Raw genomic sequence first — 18,948 nt, 5'->3', positions numbered from 1 at the left:
TTTACTGCAAAGCGGTACGGAATGACAAGCCTGTGGAAGCCACACTGTACCACAAAACAGCCCGGAGGTGGGCTACGCCGGGCGGCGCTTCACTTCCAGCAGCCATTTATCCAGCTCGGCGGCAAACTGCTGGCGATCGCGCTGCGACAGGCTGTCCGGCCCACCGGTTTGCACGCCGCTGGAACGCAGGGTATCCATAAAATCACGCATGGTGAGCTTCTCCCGGATCGTTGCCGGCGAATAGCGTTCTCCGCGCGGGTTAAGCGCCGCGGCCCCCTTCGCCAGCACGTCGGCAGCCAGCGGGATATCCGCGGTGATCACCAGATCTCCTGCGTCACACAGGCGTACTATCTCATTATCTGCCACGTCGAACCCGGCCGGCACGCGCAGAGAACGAATGAACCTGGAGGGCGGCACGCGGATATTCTGGTTCGCCACCAGCGTCATCGGCATCTGCACCCGCTCGGCGGCGCGGAATAAAATCTCTTTAATCACATTCGGACACGCGTCCGCATCAACCCAAATCGCCATAGTGTCTCCCCATTATGATTCTGGCGACTATTGTCGCCTGCATTTCGTTGTTAAGCTATCAATGAGAGATAACAACGCATAATAACGGAGAGACGTGATGGATAAGAAAATCGGGTTTATCGGCTGCGGAAACATGGGTAAAGCTATCCTCGGTGGACTGATAGCCAGCGGCCAGGTGCTGCCGGGGCAGATTTGGGTCTATACCCCATCCCCGGATAAAGTCGCGGCGCTGCGTGATGAGTATGGTATCAACGCCGCCGAAAGCGCGCAGGAAGTGGCTCAGGTGGCGGACATTGTCTTTGGCGCCGTTAAGCCGAATATCATGATTAAAGTCCTGAGCGAGATCACCTCCAGCCTGAACAAAGAGAGCCTGGTGGTGTCGATTGCCGCAGGCGTGACCCTCGACCAGCTCGCCCGCGCGCTGGGGCACGACCGTAAGATTGTTCGCGCCATGCCAAACACCCCGTCGCTGGTAAATGCCGGTATGACCTCCGTTACCCCAAACGCGCTGGTTACTTCTGAAGAGGTGGCGGATGTATTGAACATTTTCCGCTGCTTCGGCGAAGCGGAAGTGATTGCCGAACCGATGATCCACCCGGTTGTCGGCGTGAGCGGTTCTGCCCCGGCGTATGTCTTTATGTTTATCGAAGCCATGGCCGATGCCGCCGTACTTGGCGGTATGCCGCGCGCGCAGGCCTACAAATTTGCGGCGCAGGCGGTGATGGGCTCGGCCAAAATGGTGCTGGAAACGGGTAAACATCCGGGCGAACTGAAAGATATGGTGTGCTCGCCGGGTGGCACAACCATTGAAGCCGTGCGCGTGCTGGAAGAGCGCGGGTTCCGCTCCGCCGTGATCGAGGCGATGGAAAAATGCATGGAAAAATCAGAGAAGCTGAGTAAGTCCTGATGCGTAACGCCGGGCGTCAGGCGGCCACTTCGGTGCGACCCCGTCCGGCATTTTTGGCTTTATAGAGGGCCACGTCCGCGGCCTTTAGCCATTCACGATAGTGCGTGAACTGCGCCCCCCAGGGGGCAACCCCAACGCTGATACACAACCTCGCCATAGGTGCTCCGTGTAGCGGCATGTTGACCAGCCTTTCATGGACGCGCGCCATCGCCGCAATCGCATTGTCGGCAGGCGTGCCGGACATGATCACCGCAAATTCATCTCCCCCGAAGCGGCCAATATAATCGCCTGCGCGCAGGGTCAGCTGAAGCTGGCGCGTGATGGCGACAATCGCTTCATCCCCCACGTCATGCCCCCAGGTGTCGTTGATCGTCTTGAAGTGATCGATATCGATGAGCAGTATCGTCGCCTGTCGATGGCTGCGACGGCAGGCCTCAAATTCGTTACGCAGCAACGTTTCCCAGTGACGGCGATTGAACACGCCGGTCATTCCGTCGCGGGTACTCATCAGCTCAAGCCGACGCTTATGCTCTGCCAGCCGGATCGCCGTGCGGTGGCTGAGCCAGGCAAACAGCATGGGGTAGACCACCAGCACGGGGAGCGTCAGCCACAACGCCAGCGGTTCAGAGGTCAATAGCACAGGAGTACCCGTGGATTGCACGGTGAGCAGGGCAGACAGAGCAAGCAGCGCAAGTCCTGTCAGAAATAAGCGGCATCCCCCCGATCCCATCATGTTCATGCCGATCATCACGATCAGCGCCGCCGTTGGCAGCGCATTGAACCCTATTAAGCCCATCCAGACGCCAGCAATGATGGCATCGATTTTCAGATTAACGATTTCACCGCTGTGGGGGCAGGTCGAACGAAAAGCCAGCTGCCAGGCCAGATGGGGCCAGACAAAGACCCAGCCCACCAATAGCAACCACCAGACGCCAGAAAGAAGCTGACTCACCAGAACGCTGGCAAGCGGAACAAACAGCGCCGCCAGACCAACGATGCGTGCCAGCCGTATTCGCCAGGCAAATCGCAGACCGGAACGGTATGAGTCATCCTGAGAAAGCTGCTGATACCACGCTTCCCGAATGTTCTCGTGATTGTCATAAAACTCATCATTCATCATTTTTGGGAATATTCTGAAACATTTTCCCAAATTATAGAGAGGGGGATAGCGGGGAAAGTATGAAATTTTGGGTGAGCCACAGCCGTGGCTCACCCGTTAGCACTACGCCTGTTTTTTCAGGCACGCGCTCATAAACTTGCTGCGATCGTCGCCTTTCAGCATCTGCTGTGTCGCCTGGGCATTGCACTCGCGCATTTTTTGCTGCTGCGGGGTCAGGCTTTTTTCACCCGGTTTGGTCGTACCATTTTTAAGGCAGCCGCTCATATACGTTTTACGGGCATCCCCTTTCAGACTTTGCGAGGTCGCCTGTTGGTTACAGGTCGTCATGCGCTGCTGCTGGGGCGTTAACGTTTTCTCTTCCGCATGTGCTGAGGCGATCAGACACAGGCCAGAGAGCAGGGTAACCAGTATTGTTGTTTTCATTGCACCATCCTTTATGTGAAGTTCCACGTTAAGTCTGGTTCGTTACGGGAAAAAAACCACCCTGCGGCCATGATTTTCACCGTGATCCAGGGTTATTTCAGTCCCGTCGCAGCGCGTTTATTATTAACCGGTTTCGCAGGAACGGAGGAGGTAATTACGAGCGAGTTTAATGCGGTGAAAAGTGTGCTCTGCTTCATTTTAATTTCCCCATGGTAACAGGGTAAAAATAAAAACAGAGCGACGCCAGGCATCCTGCATGACAATTCTGTGACACGTCATTTCACCTCTGGCCGGTTAACTGCGAGGATGCCTTAAAAGCTTCTTTACGTATTGCTGAAGCAGCTCCGCGTCCTCTGCAGGCACCTGTGAATCAGGGCGAGCTTTTTCCAGCGCGCCTTCAACGTTGTCGATCAACGCCTCCTGCTCTGGTTTTGCCATCTGTCGCAGCAGCGCCGTCACAACGATCTCCAGCGCCTCGACCTGGGCAACCAGCTCTTTCGACTCTTCTTCCTTTTGGGCAAGCTTAACCAACAACTCAGCAATGAGATTTTTCATGGTGCTATGTCCTTATGTGATTTCCCCTGAAATTAACACCCTCACTGAATAATGAAAAGCATGGATTGGTTTTATCTTATGCAAAAGTGACATTGCTGCCAAAAAAGATATTTCAAAGCGCAAGCGAAACGTTTTTCTAAAAGACAGGAGCCGCATTTCGTTATATAAAAATGCGGCCATCATAAGAATTAATAATATATTATCGTGTTTGCCGGGCTGACTTTGCCTCAGCGATTCGCCGGCGACGGCGCAAGGCAAAGGCCAGTTGAATAATATTAAGAAGCACCACCACCGCCGTCGCGGCAAATACCCAGCGGAAACCCGCCATCGCCGAGACCGAGGCGCCAATAAGCGGGCCCGCTACGTTGCCTAAATACATGAACGACTGGTTGTAGCCAAAAATGCGGCCGGTTACCTGGTCACTGGAATATTTCACCAGCAGCGTCTGTACAGCGGGCAGCATAGCACCATCCGCGAAGCCAAGCAGGAAGCGCAACACCCCGAGCTGAAGCGGTGTCGTGACGAACGACATGGCAAAGAAAAGGATCACCGCAATGATGAGCGTCGCCATCAGGATACGCGCCGTACCGATCCTGTCGCCCAGTTTCCCCAGACGCGGAGCGGACATCAGCGCCGACACGCCCGGCACGGCGGCAATCATCCCGCTCAGAAAAGCAATGTTGCTGCTGTCCGGTGCCATCGACTTGATAAACAGCGCCAGAATCGGTCCCACCGAGCCGTTACAGAGCTGGATCACCATCGTTGTCACAAAAAGGCTAATCATCAGGCCAGGATAAGGTAGCGAGGCGAAAACCGCCTTTCCGCTCAGGCGTTCTGATTTGCTGACGACAGGCCGACCGCCCTCTTTAATCAGAAAAAGGGTGACCAGAAAGCTGACCGTTAGCAGGATGGCGGTAATGATAAAGACCGCGCGCAGCCCAACATGGTCAGCCAGGAAGCCGCCGAGCAGGGGGCCGCCAATTACACCGCTAATCTGGGCCGTGGAAAGCGTGCTGAGTGCCCAGCCGCTCCGCTCGCGCGGTACCTGTGAGGCCACCAGCGCCATGGCATTCGGAATGTACCCGGAGGTCAGCCCCATTATCGCCCGCAGAATAAACAGCTGCCAGACGTTGGTGGCGAAGGCCTGGAGCAAAATGGCTATCGCCATCCCCAGCGAGGCGCGGAGCAGCATCAACTTGCGCCCCTTGCGATCCGCAAGGCTGCCCCACATCGGTGACACAATGGCGGACACCAGAAACGTCACGCTGAACGTCAGGCCGGACCACATAGAGAGCGCTTCATGGGAAGTGACCCCCAGCTGCGACACGTAAAGCGGCAGGAAGGGCAATATCTGGCTGATAGCCAGTCCGGTGAAGAAGCAGCCGAACCAGACTGAAATGAGGTTAACTTTCCAGGATTCCATAACAGAAATAGTCTTCATTTTTAGGCGAATTCGCCGACAGATTAGCAAGTTACGCGCAATGACATAGCGCCAGAGATGCGGCCTTGCAGACTTTGGTGTTTTATCTTCCCAGTCATCATATTTGTGAGATAAGTCACAATCTATCCAATTTTCGGCGGAAGATTATGCTTCATCGACATAAGCCATAGCCGCGCATTCCCAGATGGAAATGGTTGGCATGGGCGGCATTGTAGTCCGGCCCCAGACCGTTACCGTAATAGCCGCAGCTTGCCGACAGCAGCGCCTGTAGCCAGGGCTGCGTCTTTTCCGCTTTCCAGCCGTTGAGGACGGTAACACGCTGTCCGTTTGCCAGCCTGAAAGCGCTGATATCCAGCGCATCCGCCGTGGCATGTTCGCTGCGCCGCGCATCCGGGCGGCTGTAGATATTGCGGCAGGCGAAGCTGCCCAGATGTTCAATACGCGTAAGCTCGCTGCCGGTCCAGGTTTTGGTGAGCGGCCGGGCCTGCTGGCTGACAAACAGCGCCGAGCTTAACGCCAGCGGGCAACTGGCAATAAAGCTGCCGTTCAGGCTGACCGGGCCAAAATCGCGCACGCGCACCACGTTACTCAGCGGACACTCACCGGCGCTGTCAGCGACCGCCTGGGTACGGATAAGCTGGCGTTGATTCGCCTGCGCTAACAGGTTTTCGCACGCCTGCGGCGTTAAGCGCCGGAGTTTAAACTGGGTTATTTTTCCAGGCGGATCGTCAAGCGTAAGCGGCACGAAAGGGTTGTAATGCGGCGGCAACCAGCGGTAGCCCACCGTGGCGATCCCGGCAATAACAATAAGAATAAGCAGACCTTTTCCTTTCACGCGCCCCCCTTCAACATCCCTCAAAACATTATGGCAGAAGGCCGCGAAACCCGCCGGGCATCGTGGTATGTTATTGGCTTTTCGTCAGACTGGAAGAGAGTGAGATGGCAAAGCAGCGCGTAGGTATTGTCTTTGGGGGAAAATCATCAGAGCACGAGGTGTCATTGCAATCGGCTAAAAATATCGTTGATGCGATTGATAAAAGCCGTTTTGACGTGCTGCTGCTGGGCATTGATAAACAGGGCCAATGGCATGTTAACGATGCCAGCCAGTATCTGTTAAACGCTGATGATCCGGCGCGCATCGCCCTTAATCCTTCTGATATCAGCGTCGCAACGGTTCCAGGCGTGGCACAGGGACAGCTTATCGATGCCGGGAACGCGCAGGTGCTGGCACAGATTGACGTGGTGTTCCCTATCGTTCACGGCACGCTGGGCGAAGACGGCTCCCTGCAAGGCATGTTGCGGATGGCGAACCTGCCGTTTGTCGGCTCCGATGTGCTGGGTTCTGCCGCCTGCATGGATAAAGACGTCACTAAACGTCTGCTGCGCGACGCCGGTCTGAATATTGCACCGTTCGTCACGCTCACTCGCGCCAACCGCGATAAACACAGCTTCGCGCAGATCCAGGCGCAACTCGGCCTGCCGCTGTTCGTGAAACCGGCGAATCAGGGCTCGTCCGTCGGCGTCAGCAAAGTCACCAGCGAAGCACAGTTTAACGATGCCGTTCGTCTGGCCTTTGAGTTTGACCACAAGGTGGTGGTTGAGCAGGGAATTAACGGGCGCGAAATTGAGTGCGCCGTACTGGGTAACGACTTCCCGCAGGCGAGTACCTGTGGTGAAGTGGTGCTGAATAGCGGCTTCTACTCCTACGACACCAAATATATTGACGACAAAGGTGCCCAGGTTGTGGTTCCCGCCGCGCTCGATCCTGACGTTAACGACAAGATCCGGGCGATCGCCGTTGAAGCCTATCAGGCGCTGGGATGCAGTGGGATGGCGCGCGTCGATGTGTTTCTGACGGCGGATAACGAGGTGGTGATTAACGAAATCAACACCCTGCCGGGCTTTACCAATATCAGCATGTACCCGAAATTGTGGCAGGCCAGCGGAATAAGCTATCCGGAACTGATCACCCGCCTGATTGAACTGGCGCTGGAGCGTCACGCCGCTGACAGCGCCCTGAAAAGCTCTGTTAACTGACGGTTAGTCGGCTTTCTCTGCCGTCGTCTCATCGGGACGACGGCGGATAATGAATCCCGCCAGCCAGAAACTGATTACCCAGGTCACCAGCCCAACCGCATAGGTTTGCCAGCCCTTCGCTTCAAATCCCAGCAGCCCGACAACACCGTTGAGTATAAAGATCAGCCCGATCGCAAAGGCGTAGTAATGCCAGTCACGGCGTAGTTTGGAAGTGAGCTTCATGACAACTCCGGCAGAAAAAAAACTATCCTCTCACAGTTTGATAAAGCCGTCTGTGGCGGATACGTAAATTCTGAAAAGCAGCGTAGTTTCACTTATGTTATCAATTTGTGACGTGATGCAGAAATCGACAATCCAGGAGAAATCCTGAGCCGAATTTCCCACGATTCTGATATTGACAAATGCTATGACCTGTCACACTCACCCTGTACGACGCGTATTAAAACAGAGTGATATTTTCGGGAGGTCTTATGGCAGACTTTACATTGTCGAAACCGATTTTTGGCGGAAAACAACCAAAAACCTCCACGGCGGGGAATATTGCCTATGCCCTGTTTGTTCTGTTTTGTTTCTGGGCAGGAACCCAACTGCTGAACATGCTGGTGCATGCCCCTGGCGTGTATGAGCATCTGATGCAGGTGCAGGATACCGGCCGCCCGCGCGTTGAAATCGGTTTAGGCGTGAGCACCGTATTCGGGCTCATTCCCTTCCTCGCGGGCAGCATGGTTCTGGGCGTGATTGCGCTCGTGCTGCGCTGGCGCAACCGCCACTGATTACAGTCCCATACAGCGAGCCCGACGATCGTCCACGCGTTTTGCGAACCATGCGGTCGTCAGGTTACGCGTGATCTTCGGGCTTTCAAGCTGAATGCCTGGCAGAATGGCTCTGGGTAGTGCCTTTCCACTTTTCTTCTCTGCAAGCGCGAAAACCTGCTTATACAGATCCGTTTTCTCAAACGCCAGGCTGTCACCCTTCTCCAGCTGTCGGCGAATGTCACTGTTGCTCATCTCCAGTTTCGTCGAAATTTTTCGCACTGCCCGTTCGGTGGACCCTGCCTCGCTGCTGCCGTATGCAATGAGATCGCCATCCAAAGCGAGCTTCACACCGCTGGCGCGGCTTACCGCATTCTGGAAGGCTGCATTTCGGCTGGCATACCAGCCCGCGTTAAAGTCGGCAAAACGATACAGCGGTTTATCGTAGTTGGCCGGATAATTCAGCAGGTGATACGTCCCAAACCACAGCCCACCGCGCAGGGAGAAGACTTCCTGACGCACCGTACCGTCGATCTCCCACGGATAGCCGTCGGTATGCTTTTCCGCAAATGCGATGCTTACCTGCATCGGACCGCCGGTATGTACCGGATTCAGCGAGCCAAACAGCTTCTGCCCCATCGGCACCATATTGATGAAATCATCGAAAATGGCGCTGAGCTGCCTCTCGGTTTTCACCGTATCCAGCCGTTCGCTGTAGCTTTTCCCGTTTGGCGAGGTGATTTTAAGGGCGGTATGTACCAGGAAAACCGGGATATGCATCGATTCGGCCCGGCGGTCGATCTCCTTCCAGGCGATTTTGTTCAGGCCAGGCACAACAGGATCTGACTGATACATCGATTCCTGCTGCGCCACCGCCAGCACCGAGCAGATGTTCTCCTCGGTAGGCGCGATCTTCTGACTTTTGAAGGTCGTTGCCAGCGCATCAGCCCACTCACTGCGATCCTTCACGCTGGCGGGCATTTTTTGCCGCACCACGCTCGCCACATCAACGGGCTTCTCCCCTTCTTTGAGCGGGGTAGTCCCTTTCTCGGCACAGCCCGCCAGCACGACGGCGGCGAGTAACGTCAGCGGTAATGCACGTGGTACGGCAAATGGCATAGCAATTCCTTTTTAACCTAATGTATGGGTGACTTCCTGCAAATCCTTATCGTCCAGCTCACGCTCGAAACTGCGTAAACGTTTGTAGATGGACATCAGCTCCACCAGCGTAGTCCAGGAGCTAATCAGGTACTGGAACGAACCGCGAACCTGACCAAAAACGTTGGTGATCTGGGTCATCAGACCGAGTGTAATCGTACCCGCAACGATGGACGGGAACAGCAGGAACAACCCGAAAACGTTATCAACCTGAAGATAAAGGATGCGCGCGATATTGAAATACATGTAATGGAAATAGAGGCGGAAGTAATTACGACGTACGGCGCCAAACAGCTCACGCACGGTAGGCGGTGACGCACGGTTGGGATCGTCTTCACCATACACCAGCTCTTTACGGTAGGCCGCTTCCACGCGCTGGTTTTTAAATTCCAGCCCCGGCAGCTTGATCCCCACCACTGCCAGCAGTCCCGTTCCCATCAGCGACCAGACAATCGCGGCAATGACCAGGCCGTACGGCAGATGGCCGACAATCGGCAGTTCCGGAACGTGGGATGAGAGCGTCACCAGCACCGGCAGGAAGGCGATCAGCGTCATGATGGCATTAATAAAGCTCACGCCCATATCTTCCAGTGTAGAGGCAAAACGCATGGTGTCTTCCTGCACACGCTGTGCGGCACCTTCGATATGACGCAGGTGCTGCCAGTGCGCCATATAGTGTTCGTTCATCGCGGTACGCCAGCGGAACACATAGTGACTGACGAAAAAGTTATTCATCACGCCGATCACCACGGCGATGAGGGCGATGCCGAGGAAGATCCCCACCTCATGGTAGAACTGGTTAATGGTCACTTTATGCGGCGAACTCAGCGCCGTCTGGATCAGATCGTAAAACGGCGCATACCAGGCGTTGACCGCCACGCCCACTTCCACCAGGAACCAGGTGACAAAGATGATTAACGACGTGCCGAGAATCGACCAGTATTGCCAGCGGTGAGGCGAATAGATAAACCAGAACATGGCAAAAAGCCCCACGCAGAGCATGTAATAGGCGTAGAAAAGCAGATAGCTCATGGACCAGAAGCGCGCAGCGCTAATGGGAATGTCGCCCGTTGCCCCCGTAAGACGGGTCAGCCACGCGCCGCCACCGGCCTGCCAGAAAATGACAGCCAGCAGTGCCCAAATAAATGCCGACAGGAAAAAGGGCCCCGGCTTTGGGAAAAAAGACTTAAACATTGTGCTTCCTTCTTGTTGTTATGGCTGTTGCTGTGTTTAACATATCGCCACACGAAACCTTGCCTGGGCCAGCCTCCCGGCTCAGGCAAAAAAGTCAGACCTGCGGGTGAATTATTAGTTCGCTTTCCAGTTTTCAAGAATTGTTTCGGTGCGTTTCACCGAAGGCGGGTTGGCAGGGGCGATGAAGTTACGCCAGACATCGTTATAGTGCGCGATCAGAACCTGGGCATCGGCCGCTGGACGATTGGCCGTGGTGTGGGCATCCTCCGCAACCGTGATGTGGTAGCCCCGGCTGACACCGTTTTTAAAGGTGGCATCGACACAATAATCCGTCGCGCAGCCGCAGATAATAAATTCATCGATCTCCTGTTCGCGCAACAGTGCCTCGAGCGAAGTGTTATAGAAGGCATCGCAAGCGGTCTTCGTGACGTAAAACGCCCCTGCCGGCTGGTTGAGATCGGGCAGCAATGCAAACCCTTCGCTCCCCTCCTCTAGCCCGCCAGCTTCAGTATGCTGTATGAAAATAACGGCCTCAGCAGCCTGGGTAAGCTGATTGATCAGTGAGACACATTTCTCACTCTGATGGCGCGGCGTCTTAAACACCCCATTCTGCATATCAACCACCAAAACCACACGCTTTTCAGACATACCGTTCTCCGCAATAATGAATGTAACTGGTGACTATCATAAGCCCGATGTCACAAAATGGGAGTCTGGCCGTAAGTAAATTGTGCAAATTTACCCACGGTTACGTTTTTCTCGCTATCGTTATGCAAATCGGACGATTGCCCGACGCCGATTAGTAGTATAACTACCCGTAACTCTCCTTATTCACTGGATGGATGCTTTTCGTTGAAACGTTGTCTGCTCTCTTTCGCCGCGCTGTGTGCGGTGAGCCTGTCCACCGCCCAGGCAGCACAGCCTCTGACGGCACCGGTTCTGGCCTCTGACATTGCCGATCGCTATGCGAACCTTATTTATTACGGCAGTGGTGCGACGGGAATGGCGCTGGTCGTGATCGACGGTAACCAGCGGGTGTTTCGCAGCTTCGGTGAAACACGACCGGGAAATAACGTTCGCCCGCAGCTGGATTCCGTTATCCGTGTCGCGTCGATAACCAAGCTGATGACCAGCGAAATGCTGGTGAAATTGCTCGATCAGGGCGTGGTAAAACTCGACGATCCGCTCAGCAAATATGCGCCACCCGGCGCTCGCGTTCCGACATATCAGGGAACGCCGATCAGGCTGGTGAACCTGGCGACCCATACCAGCGCCCTGCCGCGAGAACAGCCCGGTGGCGCTGCGCATCGCCCTGTCTTTGTCTGGCCAACTCGCGAACAACGCTGGAACTACCTGAGCACCGCAACGCTGAAATCGGCCCCGGGTTCTCAGGCTGGCTATTCTAACCTGGCGTTTGATCTGCTGGCCGACGCGTTAGCAACGGCATCAGGTAAGCCTTACCCTCAACTTTTTGAAGAGCAAATCACGCGTCCGCTCGGGATGAAAGATACTACTTACACCCCCTCCCCGGACCAGTGCAAGCGTCTGATGGTGGCGGAAAAAGGGGCCAGCCCGTGTAATAACACGCTGGCAGCCATTGGCAGCGGTGGGGTTTACTCTACGCCTGGCGACATGATGCGCTGGATGCAACAGTTCCTCTCATCGGATTTTTACGCGCGCAGTAATCAGGCCGACCGAATGCAGACGCTCATCTACCAGCGTGCTCAGTTACGTCGCGTCATTGGTATGGATGTTCCCGGTAAAGCCGATGCCCTCGGCATGGGCTGGGTATATATGGCGCCAAAAGATGGTCGCCCGGGTATTATTCAAAAAACCGGTGGGGGTGGCGGATTCATCACCTACATGGCGATGATTCCGCAATCAAACGTGGGCGCTTTTGTGGTGGTCACCCGGTCACCGAACACCCGCTTCGTGAATATGAGTGATGGCGTAAATAACCTTGTAGCCGAGCTGAGCGCCAATAAAGCGCAGGTACTTACGGCCGCTAACTGAGCTTAATAGTCCGTGGGCAAACGGTTGATACTGATCAGTTTGCCCCGGCTCATATTGATGTAGTTCCCCTGACGCAGCGCCGCCAGAACCTCCGCAACCACCGAACGTGATATACGCGTGCTACGCTGAATATGATTCATCACACCAATTTTTGAGCGTAGCGTGTCATCCCACTCGGCCATATTGATTAGCATCGCCCGAATTTGGCTATACGAATTATTTCCGACCAGCTGGATATCACGTTTTCCCAGTAAATGATTTAGCCATGAAAGCCAGCAGAATGCTTCTTGCCAGAGTTGCGCTTCTTGAATAATTTCGCATGCAGTAGAGGCTGGCAAATAAAATCCGGTACAAGGTGTTTGTGCCATCAGGGAATATTCAAGATAGCTGTCATTAATCCATGCACTTAATCCATGAATATAGGGTGCCCGTGCAATACCCACGAGTAATTCATCTGATTTACGGTGAACGACTGTCAGGCCGGATTGTATTACAAATGTCAATGGTTCATCATCATTATTGCCGGTAGTTATAAATTGTTGTGGTTCCGTTTTAAATGGGGTACCGGCGACTTCCAGACACTTTATGAGCCGGCTTAATTCAGAAAGTGGTTTCGCATTAACGTTCATGCATACCTCAAGTCATCTGTATATGTCGGTTCTTTATTATTTTTAAAGCACATAAAAAAGCGGGGGCAAAATCCCCCGCGTTTTTTTCTTACCAGGTATATTTCACACCCAGGTTTGCTCCCCAGTTCTGGTCAACGTCGCCGCCGCCCAGATAAGTCGCATCAGTGTAAGCACTGAAGTTTTTCGTGAAGCTGAACTGAGTACCCAGTCCCACGCGAACCGCAGAGCCTTCCACGCCGTTGTCAATGCTGTCACTGTTGATATCAGCATTGTTGTCGGCATCGTCATACACGTAAGCCAGCTTGAAGTAAGGGGTTAATGCCTGCTCGCCACCGTAGTTGAAGGTATAACCTGCATCCACGCCGAGCTCATAACGCATACTGTCGTAAGACTGGCCATCGATACGCATGTCGTTGCTTAACTGATAGTCATCACCGGACTGGAACAGGCCAGAGATCGCCGCGTAAGGCGTGACGTAGCCAGACAGGTTTGGTTTCCAGTCATAGCCCAGTTTCATCCCGAAACCAACGGCGTCAGTCGTGGTATTACCGTCAACATACTGACCGTTGCTCATGGTAGCAGAGAGGTCGTTGTTGAAGCGGGTGTAGCTCATGGAGCTGTCGAGGAAGATGTCGTTCATGAACTTCGCCGACGCGTAGATCATCGCAGTCTGGCTGTCCTGATCGACCTGACCAGTACGATCGCTGATATCACCCTTCGCGAAACCAGCCGCACCACCGACAATCCACTTCGCGTTATTACCGTCGATCTGAGTATCCAGACCCACCATAATGCCGCTTACGTCCTGATCGTAGCTAACGGTGCCATTATCCGCGTCAAAGTTGCCGCCAAAATAGCTCACCCATGCGCCGCCGTTATCTGCCAGGCCATGACGGCTGTTGGTCAGACGGGTACCCACGGTATCCTGTTGCAGATTCCAGATGTTGGTATTAGCAGAAGGAATGCTCAGCGCCATGTTGGCGTAGTCAGTCAGCTCTTCCTGCTGGAGAACAACGGTGTCACCCTTCTGCTGCGCCTGATAGGTGTATGCACCTAAATCAGCTTTGTTTGCCGCAGTAAAGCTGGCAGCGGTATCCGCGTTATTGTCATAGACGCGAATGATCTCTTTGTTTTTGTAGTCAGCTACGGAGCCTGCACTGGTCGCATCGTCGATGCGCACTTTATAGTTACCGGCAACGTCACCGTTCACCGCCAGATGGCCGTCAGAGTTCAGCGCGACAACACCATAGTCGTAGTCCGCTTTATGGCTATCGTTGGTGATATAGCGTGCGTTGTTCAGGTCGCTGTTCAGCACATAATCGCGGCTGGCAACGTTGAGCACACCGCCATCGGTCAGCACCATATTGTGCGTATCAACCTGACCCAGACCCAGCGCCAGCTCTGCACCGTTGTCTACAGTAATGGTGTTGGCATACAGTTCTGCCGTCTCTTCAGTCAGTGCCGCACGGCTGTAGCTATCCAGATACAGACTGTCGGTTGCCACGGCACCGCTGTCGCCAATATTCAAGGTTGAAGCATTGGTCAGGGTGATGGAATCTGCCAGCAGGCCGGAGTTTTCAACATTGACCTGAGACTGGTTGTTCACCGTCAGTGCATCGATGTTGGAGATCTTGCGGGTATCCCACTCGGAACCGTTATCCAGCGCCACGTTGAACAGGCCGCTCTGATACACCTCTTCACCGGCAACGTGACCGTTGCTGTCAAAGGTAGAATCAGGCCAGATGCTATTCGGGGACAATGCGTGCCAGTCTACGTTGCTGTAGCCCTGGCCATACATCTGCGCAGTGCCGATAGCTTCAACGCTGGACTGCGCTGCACCCACCCACTTACTGCCGTTGGTCAGCGTGACATCCAGTTTATCGGTACCATCCCAGCCGTTGGTGGTTGGGTTATAGACGCCATCTTCTGTGGTATCCGTTGCCGGATCGCCATTCTCGTAGAAGTTGTTATCAAAGGTGCTGGAGAAAAGAATGTCACCCGTAACGGTAGAGTGATCGAAGGTAGCGGTGGTCTGCATGGCGTTATCAGACGCACTGGCAGCAACGATCAGCGCCGCATCATCCGCAGCCGTGGCGTTGGTTTCACCGTAGTCGCTTGGCTTCGCCGTTTGACCGTAGAAGCCGCTGGTACCCAGATCGCTGTATGCGCCAGAGGTCAGCACAGAGTCTTTCACCACCAGCGTATCGGTAAAGATATTGCTGCTGTTAGCAACGCCTTCAACACCGTCGTATGGCGTGTTATCAAGCTCCTGATAACCCTGCGTCAGCGTGATGCCCGCGATGTGGGAATTGTTCTGAATAACGATATCAGACTCAACATCCAGGGTGATGGCGTTACCCAGACCATAGGTGTCCAGATAATGCGTTTCAGTGGTATCGCCATTAACGACATCATACGCATAATGCTCGTAGGTATCGTTGATGGTGGAGTTATCAACAGTCAGGCTAAAACGATCGTACTGGGTATGCGTAGTGCCGTCAGTATCCACGCCTTCTGCACACGTCGTGGTCATACACTCTGACGTGATCATGCCGTTAATGGTGCTGTTAGAAATACTCAACGCGTTCGCACGGCCATTGACACCATCATCCAGATAGTATGTCGAAATAACTCCGTTTACAGTTGATTTATTGATGACTGGATAAATGTCACCATCATGTGTGGCATCTGAATAATCCCAGTCAGCATAACCATAATACCAGGGCGTGGACGCAGTATTGTCATATCCAAAAGTATTATATGTCGTGCCGGATATATCTTTCGCATTGGCCTGAGAAGCGATAGCCAGTGTGCAGGCTAATGCAAGTTGTGATACAACCAGTTTCTTTTTCCATGTTTGCATTGGGTCATCCCTCCTCAGGGACGTAAGCAAGTTTGTCCATCAAATCATTTGGCAACGTTTAATTGCGGAAGGAATTATGCAGTTTCACTTCGAAAAGGTTCAATGAATGATTCCATTAAGTCCGTATTCAGACAAATAAGCTTATAAACCCAGGACAATATCAATCATTATGAATAAATATTATAAATTCAACTGATTGCAAACTACTTTAGTTGCTTCGACACATATAATAAAAAGCAATAAATCATTTATATTTATAATCCCAAACCAATATAGAAGCCTCACCAATATCACATACCACTCTGGACACCATAATAAGATTTATAATATATACAAAATACATGTAGCGTATATTAATCGATTTCGAAAATCTAAAAGACAACTTTAGTAAAACACCACTCTCCGCTTTCAGGTACACTAAGCCTCTTTGTTCCACAAACATCAGGCATACCATGACCGATTTAATTGCTCGTCCCCGTCGCCTGCGCAAGTCACCCGCTCTGCGCGCCATGTTTGAAGAGACAACACTGACCTTAAACGATCTGGTGTTGCCGATTTTTGTTGAAGAAGAGATCGATGACTACAAAGCCATCGACGCGATGCCGGGCGTGATGCGCATTCCTGAAAAGCATCTGGCCCGCGAGATCGAACGCATTGCGAATGCGGGCATCCGCTCGGTGATGACGTTCGGTATCTCCCACCACACTGACGCAACCGGCAGTGATGCCTGGAAAGAAGACGGCCTCGTGGCACGCATGTCGCGCATCTGCAAAGAGAGTGTGCCGGAGATGATCGTCATGTCCGATACCTGCTTCTGCGAATACACCTCTCATGGCCACTGCGGTGTGCTGTGCGATCACGGCGTGGACAACGATGCGACCCTGCTGAATCTGGGCAAGCAGGCGGTGGTTGCCGCCGCCGCGGGTGCGGATTTCATTGCACCTTCTGCGGCAATGGATGGTCAGGTTCAGGCTATTCGTCATGCGCTGGATGCGGCAGGCTTTACCGACACCGCCATCATGTCCTACTCCACCAAATTCGCCTCCTCCTTCTACGGCCCGTTCCGTGAAGCAGCGGGCACGGCGCTGAAAGGCGATCGTAAAACCTATCAGATGAACCCGCTGAACCGCCGCGAAGCGATTCGTGAATCTCTGCTCGATGAAGCACAGGGCGCAGACTGTCTGATGGTGAAACCGGCCGGCGCGTATCTGGATATCCTGCGCGACATTCGCGAACGCACCGAACTGCCGCTGGGCGCATACCAGGTGAGCGGCGAGTACGCGATGATCAAATTCGCCGCGCAGGCGGGTGCCATCGACGAAGAGAAAGTGATCCTCGAAAGCCTGGGGGCGATCAAACGCGCGGGCGCGGATCTGATCTTCAGCTACTTCGCGCTGGATCTGGCTGAGAAGAAAATTCTGCGTTAATCCGCTTTAGCGCCGGGTGGCTTCGCCATACCCGGCCTACTCTCTGCGCGAATCTTCACTAAACTGCAATACAACCGACATCTCCTCCTTCTACTGTCTGGGCAAGACGGCAGGAGGAGTGATCAATGTTTAGTCTCGACAGCGTTCTTGATGACCTTTGGCCTCAGGCGAGGCCCGCACCCTGGCAAAAAAGTCTGTTAAAAAGACTGCTCCACGAAGACGAATTTCAGCAGTTTGCCGCCAGCCACCGTCACCTGAAAGGGCTGGATATGGTAGAGCAGGTTCTGGAACACCTTGATATTCTCTGCACCATTTCCGCCCGAGACCTCGAACAAATCCCCGAACACGGCCCACTCATTGTGATAGCGAACCACCCGACGGGCACCCTGGATGGGCTGGCGCTACTGTACGCCGTTTCGCGCGTGCGCCGGGACGTCAAGGTTGTCACCAACCGGATGCTGTCTCACCTTGAGCCTCTCAGCTCGTTGTTTATCCCCGTGGACAATATGGGCGGCAGAACCGCAAAAGCATCTCTGGTGCAGATGGAGCAGCACCTGCAAAACGCCGGCGTGCTGATCTTCTTCCCGGCAGGCGAAGTCTCCCGCCCAACGCGTAAAGGCATCCGCGATAAAAAGTGGCATCCGGGCTTTATCAAGCTGGCCAGCAAACTACGGGTACCGCTGCTACCGGTACATATTCAGGCCCACAACAGCCTGCTGTTTTATGCCAGCACCCTGGTATCGCCGACAGTATCCCTGCTGCTGCTGATGCAACAGATGTTTCGCCGCCGTCACAGCCAGCTGCCGATCAAAATCGGCCAGCAGATTGCCTGGAATGATCGGTTTAGCTCTACCCTTTCATCGCGTGAGATGGCCGAGCAGTGCCGTCAGCACGTGATACGACTTGGCAAGGGATTGCCTGGCGTCTTTAAAACCCAGTGCGCCATTGCCCGCCCGGAAGACAGGGCCACGCTGAAGCGGGAGCTGGCGCAGGCCGAATGTCTGGGCAAAACCAGCGATGGTAAAACCATCTATTTGTGGCAGCGCAACGGGCAGGAAGAGGCGCCTCTGCTGCGCGAGCTGGGGCGACTGCGCGAGATTGCCTTTCGCGCCGTGGAGGAAGGCAGCGGAAAGCGCCGGGATACCGACAGCTACGATGATGACTATCTGCACCTTATTCTGTGGGATGATGATGACCTCGAGATTGTCGGCGCGTACCGCTTTATGCCAACGGCCATGCAGGTGGAAAAGTGCGGCGTCGAGGGATTGTACAGTTACAGCCTGTTCCACTACGACGAAAAAATGCAGGACATACTGGAGCACGGCATTGAGCTGGGGCGCAGCTTTATACAGCCGCGCTACTGGGGACGTCGCGGTCTGGACTACCTGTGGTCAGGCATTGGCGCCTATCTGGCGCGCTATCCACATTACCGTTACCTGTTTGGTCCGGTGTCCATCTCCGGCGGCTTACCGCCTGCCGCCCGGGATTTGCTGGTCGCGTTTTATCGTCTCTGGTTTCCGGCCAGCCACCCGTTAGCCGCCTCGCGTCAACCCTACCCGGCGTCACTCCCGGACGTGCTGGCGCAATTTGGCGGGGTGGATTACGTGGATGACCTGACAAAGCTCAAATCCCTGCTCGGCAATCTGGGCTGCGGTATTCCGCCGCTTTATAAACAATATTCCGAGCTATGCGAGCCAGGCGGCGTGCAGTTTATCGATTTCGGCAGCGATCCGGCGTTCAATAACTGTATTGACGGGCTGGTGCTGGTGGATCTGTGTTATCTGAAGGCGAACCGCTATCAGCGGTATATAGAGGCGCACTTAATACCCTCACCCCTGCCCTCTCCCTAAAAGGGAGAGGGTGAAAACCGCACCGGTCAGTCCCCTCGCCCCTTTGGG

The 18,948-nt window shown here is 54.2% G+C and carries 18 protein-coding genes; 6 read left to right on the top strand and 12 right to left on the bottom strand.

Features of this window, described 5'->3' with window-relative positions:
• Positions 1–72: 72 nt before the first annotated feature.
• On the bottom strand, positions 73–531 hold the full coding sequence (locus tag ACQG0S_RS04685; protein ID WP_022647211.1) for a YaiI/YqxD family protein: 459 nt from the start codon (positions 529–531) through the stop codon (positions 73–75).
• 97 nt (positions 532–628) lie between these two features.
• Between ACQG0S_RS04685 and proC the strand changes: the two genes are divergently transcribed.
• A complete protein-coding gene (gene proC, locus ACQG0S_RS04680) occupies positions 629–1,438 on the top strand; it encodes a pyrroline-5-carboxylate reductase (protein WP_038415461.1) in 810 nt (269 codons plus the stop codon).
• A gap of 16 nt (positions 1,439–1,454) precedes the next feature.
• Here the strand turns inward: proC and adrA are convergent, their stop codons facing one another.
• The 5 genes from adrA to ACQG0S_RS04655 all read right to left on the bottom strand — a co-directional run bounded on the left by adrA (position 1,455) and on the right by ACQG0S_RS04655 (position 5,812).
• Complete coding sequence (adrA, locus tag ACQG0S_RS04675) at positions 1,455–2,558, bottom strand: diguanylate cyclase AdrA (protein WP_048966048.1); 1,104 nt, start codon at positions 2,556–2,558, stop codon at positions 1,455–1,457.
• A 102-nt stretch (positions 2,559–2,660) separates the two neighbouring features.
• Complete coding sequence (psiF, locus tag ACQG0S_RS04670; protein WP_023299425.1) at positions 2,661–2,981, bottom strand: phosphate starvation-inducible protein PsiF; 321 nt, start codon at positions 2,979–2,981, stop codon at positions 2,661–2,663.
• A 294-nt stretch (positions 2,982–3,275) separates the two neighbouring features.
• Positions 3,276–3,536: an anti-adapter protein IraP gene (iraP, locus tag ACQG0S_RS04665; RefSeq protein WP_003859148.1), complete on the bottom strand. Its 261-nt coding sequence runs from the start codon at positions 3,534–3,536 to the stop codon at positions 3,276–3,278.
• Between the two features lie 199 nt (positions 3,537–3,735).
• On the bottom strand, positions 3,736–4,959 hold the full coding sequence (locus ACQG0S_RS04660; RefSeq protein WP_023299423.1) for a multidrug efflux MFS transporter: 1,224 nt from the start codon (positions 4,957–4,959) through the stop codon (positions 3,736–3,738).
• A 169-nt stretch (positions 4,960–5,128) separates the two neighbouring features.
• Complete coding sequence (locus ACQG0S_RS04655; RefSeq protein ID WP_023299422.1) at positions 5,129–5,812, bottom strand: extensin family protein; 684 nt, start codon at positions 5,810–5,812, stop codon at positions 5,129–5,131.
• A 104-nt stretch (positions 5,813–5,916) separates the two neighbouring features.
• Between ACQG0S_RS04655 and ddlA the strand changes: the two genes are divergently transcribed.
• On the top strand, positions 5,917–7,014 hold the full coding sequence (gene ddlA / locus ACQG0S_RS04650) for a D-alanine--D-alanine ligase (protein WP_048966047.1): 1,098 nt from the start codon (positions 5,917–5,919) through the stop codon (positions 7,012–7,014).
• A 3-nt stretch (positions 7,015–7,017) separates the two neighbouring features.
• Here ddlA and ACQG0S_RS04645 read toward each other — a convergent pair whose 3' ends face one another.
• Positions 7,018–7,236, bottom strand: coding sequence for a DUF2754 domain-containing protein (locus ACQG0S_RS04645; protein WP_022647204.1), 219 nt, complete (start codon positions 7,234–7,236; stop codon positions 7,018–7,020).
• A 248-nt stretch (positions 7,237–7,484) separates the two neighbouring features.
• Between ACQG0S_RS04645 and ACQG0S_RS04640 the strand changes: the two genes are divergently transcribed.
• Entirely contained in the window at positions 7,485–7,787 is a 303-nt protein-coding gene (locus ACQG0S_RS04640) for a DUF2755 family protein (RefSeq protein WP_003859159.1), read from the top strand.
• Here ACQG0S_RS04640 and ACQG0S_RS04635 read toward each other — a convergent pair whose 3' ends face one another.
• The 3 genes from ACQG0S_RS04635 to ACQG0S_RS04625 form a co-directional block, all read right to left on the bottom strand.
• A complete protein-coding gene (locus ACQG0S_RS04635; RefSeq protein ID WP_045622053.1) occupies positions 7,788–8,885 on the bottom strand; it encodes a DUF1615 domain-containing protein in 1,098 nt (365 codons plus the stop codon).
• A 12-nt stretch (positions 8,886–8,897) separates the two neighbouring features.
• Positions 8,898–10,118 carry a peptide antibiotic transporter SbmA gene (sbmA, locus tag ACQG0S_RS04630; RefSeq protein WP_022647202.1) on the bottom strand — a complete coding sequence of 407 codons (1,221 nt, stop codon included), beginning with the start codon at positions 10,116–10,118 and terminating at the stop codon, positions 8,898–8,900.
• A 114-nt stretch (positions 10,119–10,232) separates the two neighbouring features.
• Complete coding sequence (locus ACQG0S_RS04625) at positions 10,233–10,766, bottom strand: isochorismatase family protein (protein WP_023305557.1); 534 nt, start codon at positions 10,764–10,766, stop codon at positions 10,233–10,235.
• A 204-nt stretch (positions 10,767–10,970) separates the two neighbouring features.
• On the opposite strand from ACQG0S_RS04625, the gene ampH reads away from it, so the two are divergent.
• Positions 10,971–12,131 carry a D-alanyl-D-alanine-carboxypeptidase/endopeptidase AmpH gene (gene ampH / locus ACQG0S_RS04620; RefSeq protein ID WP_022647200.1) on the top strand — a complete coding sequence of 387 codons (1,161 nt, stop codon included), beginning with the start codon at positions 10,971–10,973 and terminating at the stop codon, positions 12,129–12,131.
• Between the two features lie 2 nt (positions 12,132–12,133).
• On the opposite strand, the gene ACQG0S_RS04615 is transcribed toward ampH, so the two are convergent.
• Both ACQG0S_RS04615 and ACQG0S_RS04610 read right to left on the bottom strand, forming a co-directional pair.
• Positions 12,134–12,760: a helix-turn-helix domain-containing protein gene (locus ACQG0S_RS04615; RefSeq protein WP_022647199.1), complete on the bottom strand. Its 627-nt coding sequence runs from the start codon at positions 12,758–12,760 to the stop codon at positions 12,134–12,136.
• An 88-nt stretch (positions 12,761–12,848) separates the two neighbouring features.
• Entirely contained in the window at positions 12,849–15,623 is a 2,775-nt protein-coding gene (locus ACQG0S_RS04610) for an autotransporter outer membrane beta-barrel domain-containing protein (protein ID WP_426750068.1), read from the bottom strand.
• 452 nt (positions 15,624–16,075) lie between these two features.
• Between ACQG0S_RS04610 and hemB the strand changes: the two genes are divergently transcribed.
• Positions 16,076–17,050: a porphobilinogen synthase gene (gene hemB / locus ACQG0S_RS04605; protein WP_003859169.1), complete on the top strand. Its 975-nt coding sequence runs from the start codon at positions 16,076–16,078 to the stop codon at positions 17,048–17,050.
• 125 nt (positions 17,051–17,175) lie between these two features.
• Complete coding sequence (locus ACQG0S_RS04600; protein WP_048966045.1) at positions 17,176–18,900, top strand: lysophospholipid acyltransferase family protein; 1,725 nt, start codon at positions 17,176–17,178, stop codon at positions 18,898–18,900.
• Positions 18,901–18,948 lie beyond the last annotated feature (48 nt).

Origin of the sequence: Enterobacter cloacae complex sp. 418I7 (genome assembly GCF_050030705.1) — a bacterium.
Taxonomy (GTDB): domain Bacteria; phylum Pseudomonadota; class Gammaproteobacteria; order Enterobacterales; family Enterobacteriaceae; genus Enterobacter; species Enterobacter intestinihominis.
Note: the sequence above shows the minus strand (reverse complement) of the source record. Positions and strands in the feature narration are given on the sequence as shown.